Origin of the sequence: Pectobacterium jejuense, assembly GCF_026800125.1 — a bacterium.
In the GTDB taxonomy this organism is placed as follows: Bacteria; Pseudomonadota; Gammaproteobacteria; order Enterobacterales; family Enterobacteriaceae; genus Pectobacterium; species Pectobacterium jejuense.
The window spans coordinates 252427-262901 of the sequence record NZ_JAPQKX010000008.1 but is presented as its reverse complement, the minus strand read 5'-3'; the positions used below and the strand labels follow the sequence as shown (position 1 = coordinate 262901).

At 50.0% G+C, this 10475-nt stretch carries 9 protein-coding genes and 1 tRNA gene; 8 read left to right on the top strand and 2 right to left on the bottom strand.

From position 1 onward, the window contains the following. Window positions 1-124: 124 nt before the first annotated feature. From NXT09_RS16350 to yjfF, 5 genes are all read left to right on the top strand, one after another. Window positions 125-200 (top strand) — tRNA-Trp (locus NXT09_RS16350). 439 nt (window positions 201-639) lie between these two features. Continuing rightward, entirely contained in the window at window positions 640-1596 is a 957-nt protein-coding gene (gene ytfQ / locus NXT09_RS16345; RefSeq protein WP_010283932.1) for a galactofuranose ABC transporter, galactofuranose-binding protein YtfQ, read from the top strand. Window positions 1597-1786: 190 nt separating this feature from the next. After that, window positions 1787-3307, top strand: coding sequence for a galactofuranose ABC transporter, ATP-binding protein YtfR (gene ytfR / locus NXT09_RS16340; RefSeq protein WP_205552280.1), 1521 nt, complete (start codon window positions 1787-1789; stop codon window positions 3305-3307). Next, window positions 3294-4304 (top strand): galactofuranose ABC transporter, ATP-binding protein YtfT, encoded by a 1011-nt coding sequence (gene ytfT / locus NXT09_RS16335; RefSeq protein WP_268580451.1) that lies wholly within the window; start codon window positions 3294-3296, stop codon window positions 4302-4304. Before ytfR ends, ytfT begins: the two co-directional genes overlap by 14 nt. After that, complete coding sequence (yjfF, locus tag NXT09_RS16330; protein ID WP_095700899.1) at window positions 4304-5266, top strand: galactofuranose ABC transporter, permease protein YjfF; 963 nt, start codon at window positions 4304-4306, stop codon at window positions 5264-5266. The genes ytfT and yjfF overlap by 1 nt, the downstream gene beginning before the upstream one ends. Before the next feature lie 21 nt (window positions 5267-5287). Here the strand turns inward: yjfF and hdfR are convergent, their stop codons facing one another. Beyond that, a complete protein-coding gene (hdfR, locus tag NXT09_RS16325; RefSeq protein ID WP_010294681.1) occupies window positions 5288-6115 on the bottom strand; it encodes an HTH-type transcriptional regulator HdfR in 828 nt (275 codons plus the stop codon). 120 nt (window positions 6116-6235) lie between these two features. Here hdfR and NXT09_RS16320 point away from each other — a divergent pair, with 120 nt between their 5' ends. Beyond that, window positions 6236-6574 (top strand): MaoP family protein, encoded by a 339-nt coding sequence (locus NXT09_RS16320; RefSeq protein ID WP_010283921.1) that lies wholly within the window; start codon window positions 6236-6238, stop codon window positions 6572-6574. Window positions 6575-6631: 57 nt separating this feature from the next. Here NXT09_RS16320 and NXT09_RS16315 read toward each other — a convergent pair whose 3' ends face one another. Continuing rightward, a complete protein-coding gene (locus tag NXT09_RS16315; protein ID WP_268580448.1) occupies window positions 6632-8158 on the bottom strand; it encodes a YifB family Mg chelatase-like AAA ATPase in 1527 nt (508 codons plus the stop codon). Between the two features lie 407 nt (window positions 8159-8565). Between NXT09_RS16315 and ilvL the strand changes: the two genes are divergently transcribed. Together ilvL and ilvG are read left to right on the top strand one after the other, a co-directional pair. Further along, the gene (gene ilvL, locus NXT09_RS16310; RefSeq protein WP_071531109.1) at window positions 8566-8664 is read left to right on the top strand and encodes an ilv operon leader peptide; all 99 of its coding nucleotides are present in this window, start codon (window positions 8566-8568) and stop codon (window positions 8662-8664) included. Between the two features lie 140 nt (window positions 8665-8804). After that, the gene (gene ilvG, locus NXT09_RS16305; RefSeq protein ID WP_268580441.1) at window positions 8805-10451 is read left to right on the top strand and encodes an acetolactate synthase 2 catalytic subunit; all 1647 of its coding nucleotides are present in this window, start codon (window positions 8805-8807) and stop codon (window positions 10449-10451) included. Window positions 10452-10475 lie beyond the last annotated feature (24 nt).

Sequence of the window (10475 nt, the reverse complement as noted above, 5' to 3'; positions counted from 1 at the left end):
TAGTTCAGTTGGTTAGAATACCTGCCTGTCACGCAGGGGGTCGCGGGTTCGAGCCCCGTCCGTTCCGCCACTTATTAAAAATTATGCCTGCTAATTTTAGCAGGCATAATGTTAAGCGTAATTTAGGGGCGTAGCTCAGTTGGTAGAGCACCGGTCTCCAAAACCGGGTGTCGCGAGTTCGAGTCTCTCCGCCCCTGCCAAATAAGACCCTTCACGTAATCGTGAAGGGTTTTTTTTGATCTGTACTTTATGCTCGATCCTGTCTCGTCTCCCTCTTTCCAATTTCTCCGTTATTTCTCCCCTCTGGATATCTAATTAATCTAACGTGTTGTTATTTAATAGATAAAATTCGCTGATGTACTGTTGATAGATCGTGCTGATTTAGCTGTAAATATGCACAAAATCACCGTAATACCAGGTTGTGAACTTGCTCATTCATCTTGTTCGATATTTGAACTAAAACTATCTACAGCCTGAGTGGAGGGAAATTATTTTTCAGAACGATCCTTCAGGTTGCATTCACTTGTTAGTGATACCTGCCAACATCACATCGGTAGCGCTACAGCAGAAATTCTTAGCGCTATGCTGTACCTGAAATCTGACTAAGTAGCTGTAAGACTACACAGAAGGAGTTTAAGTATGTACAGACGTTTACTGGTAGCTGTTGCTGTAAGCACTGCGTTATGTGGTGCCGTACAGGCAAAACCCTTAACGGTTGGGTTTTCCCAGATTGGTTCAGAATCAGGATGGCGCTCTGCGGAAACTAAAGTGTCAAAGCAGGAAGCCGAGAAGCGTGGGATAACGTTAAAAATAGCTGATGCTCAGCAGAAGCAGGAGAATCAGATTAAGGCTGTGCGGTCATTCATCGCTCAGGGCGTAGATGCCATATTTATTGCGCCAGTTGTCGCGACAGGTTGGGCGCCAGTCTTACAGGAAGCTAAAGAAGCAAAAATCCCAGTGTTCCTGCTTGATAGAACGATTGAGGTTAGCGATCCATCGTTGTACACCGCTGCTATCGCCTCTGATAGCGTCTATGAAGGAAAAGTGGCAGGGGAGTGGCTTGTGAAAGAAGCCGCTGGCAAACCTTGTAATGTTGTTGAGTTGCAGGGAACGGTTGGGGCTAGCGTTGCGATAAACCGTAAGAAAGGATTTGCTGACGGTATAGCTTCAGATCCACAGATAAAAATTATTCGTTCACAGTCGGGAGACTTTACTCGCAGTAAGGGTAAAGAAGTCATGGAAAGCTTTATTAAAGCTGAGCAGAACGGAAAAAATATCTGTGCGGTTTATGCACATAATGATGACATGGCAATAGGTGCTATTCAGGCAATTAAAGAAGCAGGTCTGAAACCTGGTTCACAAATAAAGGTTGTCTCCATTGATGGTGTCCCTGATATTTTCAAAGCTATGATGAATGGCGAAGCTAATGCCACCGTTGAATTAACACCCAATATGGCTGGGCCTGCTTTTGATGCTTTATTAGCGATGAAGAAGGATGGGAAACAGCCTGAAAAATTCATTCAAACCGAATCTCGTTTATTACTACCTGACACGGCAAAACAGGAATATGAAACCAAGAAAGACCTTGGTTATTGATATTTATATTGTGGATTTATTATTGACATAAATTTTGCTAAATACCTGGCAGAAATATGAATATGGGAAAGTGGGCTTGCGATGTTTTCTGCACCGTTTAATTACGGGACAGTGAATATTGTCAGCCTACTTACCATAATATTGCTCAGGTGTGATGTAGCCTTGTTAAGTTGTCGCATAGGTGATGCTGATGGAAACGACACGGTTGTTAGATATTCGGGGCATGAGCGTTGAGTTTCCGGGGGTAAAAGCATTAGATCAAGTGGACTTCACGCTTAATCGCGGCGAAATAGTGGCGCTATTAGGAGAGAATGGTGCAGGGAAGTCAACGTTAATTAAGGCGTTGACTGGCGTTTACCATCGCTCAACGGGTGAAATTATCCTCGATGGTATAGCGATTAATCCTGTAAATACGGCCCATGCTCAGTCATTGGGTATTGGTACTGTCTATCAGGAAGTTAATCTATTACCGAATCTGTCAGTGGCAGCAAATCTATTTATTGGCCGTGAGCCCACACGTTGGGGCATCGTGGATCAACATAAAATCCTGCGTCAGGCCGAAGCGCTCTTATTGAATTATGGACTGATGATCGATGTTAGCCACCCGCTTGGTAATTACTCCATCGCAGTTCAGCAAATTGTCGCTATCGCCAGAGCTATCGATCTTTCCGCTAAAGTTTTAATTCTTGATGAACCGACCGCAAGCCTTGATGCAAAAGAAGTTGATATGTTACTGGATATATTGCGGAAGTTGCGCGATCGCGGAATCGGTATGATATTTGTGACGCACTTTCTGGATCAGGTTTATCGCATTAGCGACAGAATTACCGTTTTGCGTAATGGAAGATTAGTGGGGACATTGCCTACCGCAGAATTACCACGTATTGAATTAGTCCAAATGATGTTGGGACACAGTTTTGATGAAACGTTATTGAAGCGTGGCGAACATAGTGACGTCTCAGGTGAGCCCATCGTGCAGTTTAAACACTATGGTCGGCGTGGCTCGATTAATGACTTCGAGCTTTCCGTGCGCCCGGGAGAAATTGTTGGCCTCGCTGGTCTACTGGGTTCCGGCCGGACAGAAACCGCGCAGCTGATATTTGGTATTAACGTGCCTGATGCCGGCGAAGCCAGAGTGGATGGCAAACAAGTCAGCATTCGCACGCCGCGTGCAGCAGGAAAGCTCGGCTTTGGCTATTGCCCTGAGGATCGCAAGACTGACGGCATTGTCGGTGCGGCAACAGTACGAGAGAACATCATTCTGGCACTTCAGGCGCAGCGCGGCTGGCTGAAGCCTATTTCCTTACGTGAACAAACCCGTATCGCTGAAAAGTTTATCAGCCTATTAGGGATTCGTACGCCCAGTCCAGAGCAGGAAATTCAGTATCTATCGGGTGGGAATCAGCAAAAAGTCCTGCTATCGCGCTGGCTGGCAACAGAACCACGCTTTTTGATTCTGGATGAGCCAACGCGAGGAATCGATGTCGGTGCGCATGCTGAAATCATTCGCCTGATCGAAAAGCTGTGTGAACAGGGTATGGCGTTACTCGTGATCTCTTCTGAATTGGAAGAACTGACTGGTTATGCGGACCGCATCATTGTGCTGCGTGACAGGCAGCACGTTGCACATCTTGAACATCATGAGATCTCGGTTGCCGCAGTGATGCAGGCAATCGCAGTACAAACGGGAGCGGCTGATGACAGACAATAACGTCAAACCTGCCAAAAAAGTCCGCCTAACGTTCACCAAAGGAGTGCCACAGCTTCTGGCGCTCGTTGCCATCTTACTGATTGATAGCATGGTCGCGCCCAACTTCTTCTCCCTCCATATTCAGGATGGGCGCTTGTTCGGTAGCCTTATCGACATCCTTAACCGCGGCGCGCCCGTTGCGCTGCTGGCATTAGGTATGACGTTAGTGATTGCAACCGGCGGAATCGATTTATCGGTTGGCGCGGTAATGGCGATTGCAGGCGCGACGGCCGCAACGCTGACTGCTGCTGGTCATCCGCTGCCTTCTGTATTGCTGATTGCGCTATTGGTTGGCGCACTGTGTGGGCTATGGAACGGCTTTCTGGTTGCGGTGTTACAGATTCAGCCGATTGTGGCGACGTTGATGCTGATGGTTGCCGGGCGAGGTATTGCTCAGCTGATTACCGAAGGTCAAATTATCACGTTTGATAATGCCGGGTTGGCTAAGCTGGGCAGCGGAACCCTGTTCTATCTCCCCATGCCAGTGATTATTGCCTGCGTGATGTTGTTGGCGCTGTGGTTTTTGACACGTAAAACGGCGCTTGGGCTATTTATCGAATCTGTCGGTATTAATTTGCGATCGGCTCGCAACGCTGGCGTGAGTACGAAGCTGGTGTTGGTCGCAGCTTATGTCATATGCGGCGTGTGTGCGGCCGTAGCGGGCGTTATCGTGACGGCAGATATCCGTGGGGCAGATGCGAACAACGCGGGCCTCTGGCTGGAATTAGACGCGATTTTGGCTGTGGTGATCGGTGGCGGCTCGCTACTTGGGGGCCGTTTTAATTTGCTGCTCTCTGTCGTCGGTGCCTTGATTATTCAGAGTATGAATACTGGCATCCTGCTGTCTGGCTATCGGCCGGAATTCAACCTGGTTCTGAAAGCACTCGTTGTTCTGCTGGTTTTGGTTATGCAATCTCCGCGTATTTCGTTACATCACCTGTTCAGGAGGAAAACATAATGTTGAAACGCCACTTCCCCCTGTTGATGACGATTCTGGTCTTTATTGCTGGCTATTTATTCTGTCTCAGCCAGTTTCCCGGCTTTGCTTCGACGCGAGTGTTCTTTGATTTACTGACGGATAACGCCTTTCTGGGGATCGTGGCAGTGGGGATGACGTTTGTCATCCTGTCTGGTGGGATCGATCTCTCTGTAGGGTCAGTCATTGCATTTACCGGTGTGTTACTGGCCAAATTGATCGGTACGTATGGCATTGATCCTTTCTTTGCGTTCGCAATAGCGCTGGTGATGGGCGCCATGTTTGGTGGGTTGATGGGATGGATTATCGACACGCTCAAATTGCCTGCCTTTATTATCACGCTGGCGGGGATGTTCTTTGTCCGAGGAATGAGCTTTATCGTCTCACAAGAGTCGATTCCAATCGATCATCCGGTCTATAGCCAACTGGCGGGTTTAGCATGGCGCATGCCGGATGGGGGACGGTTTACCTTTCTGGCGCTAGTTATGTTGATTGTGGTGCTGTTGGGGATTGTGATAGCGCATCGTACCCGTTTCGGTAACCGTGTTTATGCGATTGGTGGTAGCAGCTATTCAGCAGAACTGATGGGGGTACCCGTCAGGCGGACGACGATTCATATCTACATGCTTTCCAGTACGTTAGCGGTGTTGTCAGGTATTGTTTTCTCTCTCTACACCTCAGCGGGTTATGCCCTGGCGGCAAGCGGTGTGGAATTGGACGCCATCGCTGCCGTTGTCATCGGCGGCACACTACTGACCGGCGGTGTCGGGACCGTATTGGGCACCCTGTTTGGCGTACTGATTCAAGGGCTGATTCAAACGTATATCACGTTTGATGGCACCTTGAGCTCATGGTGGACAAAAATCGTCATTGGTTTCCTGCTGTTTGCTTTCATTGGGTTACAGAAGGCGTTAAGCACATTCTGGTTGGCCAGACGTGCTTAAGTTGGTTGTGAGCAAAATAGCTCATGGATTAATCACAATAGGTGTTTTCAGCAACTGACGAATCATTGTCTGCTGATCGCTGTTTTGTAACCAAACGGCATAAAACGGGCGCACGACGGGCTGGCTGTCGCCGACTATCCGCAGGTTAGAATAGGTTTGTAACCAATGGCTGGGTAAAAACGCGCAGCCGCCAGTTGTTTCAAGCAGTTGGCGGGTCAACTGGGCCGATGTTGTTGTCAAAACGGGAAGCTGATCGCTGGCTAATAGGCGATGTTCCTGCTGATGAAAGTCTGCGCCCCACTCCAATTTTATATAAGGCAGTTCCTGTCCAGGTGGGTGCGCTTCTGCTGCAAACAGCGAAAGGGAGAAGTTGCCCAGCAGCTGGCTTGCCAATTCTTCCATTTTTGGCTGTTCGGTCGTAATCAACAGATCCAACTGACGCTCATGGAGTTGTTTTACCAGCGAGTGACGTAAGGCAATGCGCGCTTCTAGCTGGAGCAACGGGCGCTGTTGATACAGCGATTGTAGCCAGGGCGTCAGATAGGCCTCCCAGAGTGACGCAGTTGCTCCAACCGAAAGCAGGCTGTGTTGCTGCGAGCGTGCGACCTCCTTTTTAGCAATCTGCCAGGTACCGATAAGGCTTTCCGCATAGGGCAGAAGCCGTTCACCGGCGGGGGTCAGGCGTATGTTGTTACGATGGCGTGTGAACAGGTTGGCACCAAGCTGCGTCTCTAACTGGCGAATCCGAAAACTCACCGCTGACTGTGTGAGATACAGGGATTCTGCGGCACGGCCAAAGTGTCTTGTCCTGCTGACTTCCAGAAAGGTTTTTAGTAATTCGGTATCCACGCCCATCTCCAAAAAAATTTTGTCGTAATGATTTAAATGTTTTGTTTTACACAATGTCAAGCCTATCTAATACTCCGCGCCATAAACAACACGACCATAGAAGAATTAGGAGCGTGTAAGATGGCAGAAAGCTTCTCTACCACTAATCGTTTTTTTGATAACAAGTTCTACCCGCGTGGTTTTTCCCGACATGGCGACTTTACGATTAAAGAAGCACAATTGTTGGAGCGCCACGGTTACGCGTTTAACGAGCTGGATTTGGGTAAACGTGAACCGGTGACTGAGGAAGAGACATCGTTTGTTGCAATGTGCCGCGGCGAACGTAAAGCGGAAACGGAACTGGAAAAAATCTGGTCCAAATATCTGGATCGTATCCGTCGTCCTAAACGCTTCCATACGTTGTCTGGTGGTAAGCCGCAGATGGATGCAGTGGAAGAATACACTGAAAGCGATGATTAATTAAGAATGGGGCTAACGCCCCATTTCCTTTTGTGGCGAACAAATATAACGCTCTCGCTATTCAAGGCTTTTGTGAAGCTGGATGAGCAATCGATCCATACAGCGATAGCTCAGCGCTTCGGCAAGGTGTTTTCTTTCAATATTATCCCGACCGCCGAGGTCAGCGATCGTGCGTGCGACTTTCAATATCCTGTGCCATGCACGTACGGATAAGCCAAGTTTGTTCATCACCTCCTCCAAATAGGTCGCATCAGCCATCTCCAATCCGCAGTGTTTTTCTATTTCACGTGAAGTGAGTAGTGCGTTGATTTTATTTGCCCGCTTCAGCTGTATCTGCCGTGCGATCAGCACGCGCTCGCGAATTGTCGCGCTGCTTTCGCCTTGATAATGTTGCTGAGATAAAACCCCTGGTGGTAGCAAAGGGACTTCGATTGAAAGGTCAAAGCGATCCAAAAAGGGACCGGAAAGTTTGCTGAGATAACGCAGTATTTGTTGTGCTGGCAATCGGTTATGAACGCCCTGATAGTGTCCTGAGGGGCTGGGATTCATTGCGGCGACGAGCTGCACCCGTGCTGGGTAGCACACTTTAGCCCGAGTGCGGGAAATGATAATTTCACCGGACTCCAGAGGCTCTCGTAGTGAGTCCAATACGCGTCGCTCAAACTCCGGTAATTCGTCCAAAAATAGTACACCGTTGTGGGCGAGCGAGATTTCTCCCGGTTTGGGCAGCGACCCTCCGCCCACGAGTGCCGCCATGGAGGAACTATGGTGAGGCGCTCTGAATGGTCTGGCTCGCCAGCGCGTCATGGTGGCATCAATGTTGATTAGGCTGTTGATGGCGGCGCTTTCCAGCGCTTCTTCATCGCTTAATGGTGGCATCAGATTGCCTAATCGACTCGCCAGCATGGTTTTCCCGGTTCCCGGTGGCCCCAGCAAGAGTAGGTTGTGACCGCCTGCCGCCGCGATTTCCAACGCGCGTTTAGCCTGCTCCTGACCAATGATATCCTTCAGATCGAGCATATCTTCCTCGATCGGTGGAACGGGCGTTATGTCAGAGCAACTGAGCAATTCCTCTTCTCCACTGAGAAAAGCACACACGTCCAACAAATGCCCGGCCATCAGTGCTTCACCCTGCGGTATTAGCGTCATCTCCCGTTTATTGTCATCTGGCAGGACAAGCTGACGGCCTGCTTTTATGGCTTCCAATGCGGCGGGAATCGCGCCATTGACGCCACGTAAGGTGCCAGACAGGCCGAGTTCGCCAAGAAACTCGTAGCGGCTTAGCTTTTCACCATCGATTTGTTCTGAGGCCGCCAGAATCGCCAGAGCAATCGGCAGATCGTAGCGTCCTCCTTCTTTTGGCAGGTCTGCGGGGGCGAGGTTGACCGTGATGCGCTTTGCTGGAAACGTAAATCCGCAATTAATGAGTGCGCTGCGCACGCGATCGCGTGCTTCCTTGACGGTGGTTTCTGGTAAACCCACCAGCGTTAGGGCCGGTAGCCCGTTGCTGATGTGAACTTCGATATAAACGTCAGGCGCTTGTACGCCAATCATTGCCCGAGTATAGGTAACTGCCAATGACATGCTATTTCCCCTTTGCTGATAGTTTGCATCATGTCTGGCAAGGGAGAAGAAGTAGAGACCGTCTTTGTCACTCTGCGCGGCGATATCATGAAATAATTCACTGTTTCAGTAATGCGTAAAATTTGTGCGCGATGCGCCGCAATTATCTAAGGTGAACCGATCGCTTAACGCTATCCGCCGATCGACAACGCTCGTTTTCATCCGCCACGTTTCTTGTACAACGCTCATTTTTACGCCAACGGGCGAAAATAATTTGATGCGCTTCTACCTTATGATTACGTTGTATTTTTTCTCGTATCATAGGTAATCCTTACGGGTGGCAATGAAAAAAAATGGTTGTCATGCTATGTCTTACTGTGATAACTCTGTAGGCATTCGTTCGACAGAAGATTAATGAACAACCTATTATGAAAGCCCTATCCCTAGTGATTAGCCTAGTCGTGATTAGCGTGGTGGTGATTATTATCCCACCGTGCGGGGCTGCACTTGGACGAAGAATGGCTTAGAAATCAAGGCCTAATTCAAGAAAACCCCCGCACCGAAAGGTCGGGGGTTTTTTGTTGGGCGTAATCTATAACGGAAAGGAACAGAAAATGAACATCAGCATAAAATTCTGTTATTCCCATAAGATGTCGGGGAAATAACTATGAATGGAGCACAGTGGGTGGTTCAAGCGTTGCGAGCGCAGGGAGTGGAAACCGTTTTTGGTTATCCAGGGGGCGCGATAATGCCAGTCTACGATGCACTTTATGACGGCGGCGTTAAACACCTGCTGTGTCGCCACGAGCAAGGCGCGGTGATGGCGGCGATTGGCTATGCCCGCTCCACGGGTAACGTGGGCGTCTGTATTGCGACGTCCGGTCCGGGGGCAACGAACCTGATCACCGGTTTGGCCGATGCGCTGCTGGATTCTGTGCCTGTGGTCGCGATCACCGGACAGGTTGGATCGGCACTGATTGGTACCGATGCTTTTCAGGAGATCGACGTGCTGGGGCTGTCGCTGGCCTGTACGAAACACAGTTTTCTGGTTGAGTCTCTCGAATCACTGCCGGAAGTGATGGCAGAAGCGTTCGCGATTGCCAACAGCGGCCGCCCAGGTCCTGTTCTGGTCGATATTCCTAAAGATATTCAGCTGGCGGTGGGGGATTTCACTCCGAACTTTGCGCCTGTTGCTAACGATGTTGATTTCCCCGATCAAGATATCGCGCAGGCATATGCCCTGTTGGCGAAAGCGCAAAAACCGGTGCTGTACGTTGGCGGTGGTGTTGGTATGGCGAATGCGGTTCCGGCACTGCGTGAATTCCTGAGCGTAACGGATATCCCGTCCGTTTCGACGCTGAAAGGGCTGGGTGCCGTGGATGCCAATCATCCCTATTACCTCGGTATGATTGGTATGCACGGCACGAAGGCGGCGAACCTGATTGTGCAGGAGTGCGATTTGTTAATCGCGGTCGGGGCGCGTTTTGATGACCGCGTGACGGGTAAACTGAACGCCTTCGCACCTCATGCCAGCGTGATTCACATGGATATCGACCCAGCAGAATTGAGCAAATTGCGTCATGCTAATGTTGCGCTGCAAGGCGATCTGAACGCGATATTACCGGCGCTGCAACAGCCGCTGAATGTCAGTGCGTGGCGCGAGCAGGCGGCCATGATGAAGGCGGAATACCCGTGGCGTTATGATCATCCCGGTCAGGCGATTTACGCGCCTGCGCTGCTGAAAACGATCTCTGAACGAATGGATGCAGACACTGTGGTTACGACCGATGTGGGCCAGCACCAGATGTGGGCTGCACAGCATATGACGTTCAGCCGCCCTGAGAATTTCATCACCTCCAGCGGCCTCGGTACGATGGGCTTCGGCGTACCCGCTGCGGTAGGTGCACAGGTTGCGCGTCCGGATGACATGGTTATCTGCATTTCCGGCGACGGTTCTTTCATGATGAACGTTCAGGAACTGGGCACCATCAAACGAAAACGGCTGCCGTTAAAGATCGTGCTGCTGGATAACCAACGGTTAGGTATGGTGCGTCAGTGGCAGCAGTTATTCTTTGATGAACGCTACAGTGAAACCGATCTCTCCGATAACCCTGATTTCCTGACGCTGGCAAGCGCGTTTGATATCCCCGGCCAGCGCATCACCCGCAAAGATCAAATTGATGTCGCGCTGGATGCCCTGTTTAACAGCGAAGGACCCTATTTATTGCACGTATCGATTGATGAATACGAAAACGTTTGGCCGCTGGTTCCGCCGGGTGCGGGTAACGAAACGATGCTTGATAAAACCAAGTAAGGCTCGATAAAACCAAACAATGGC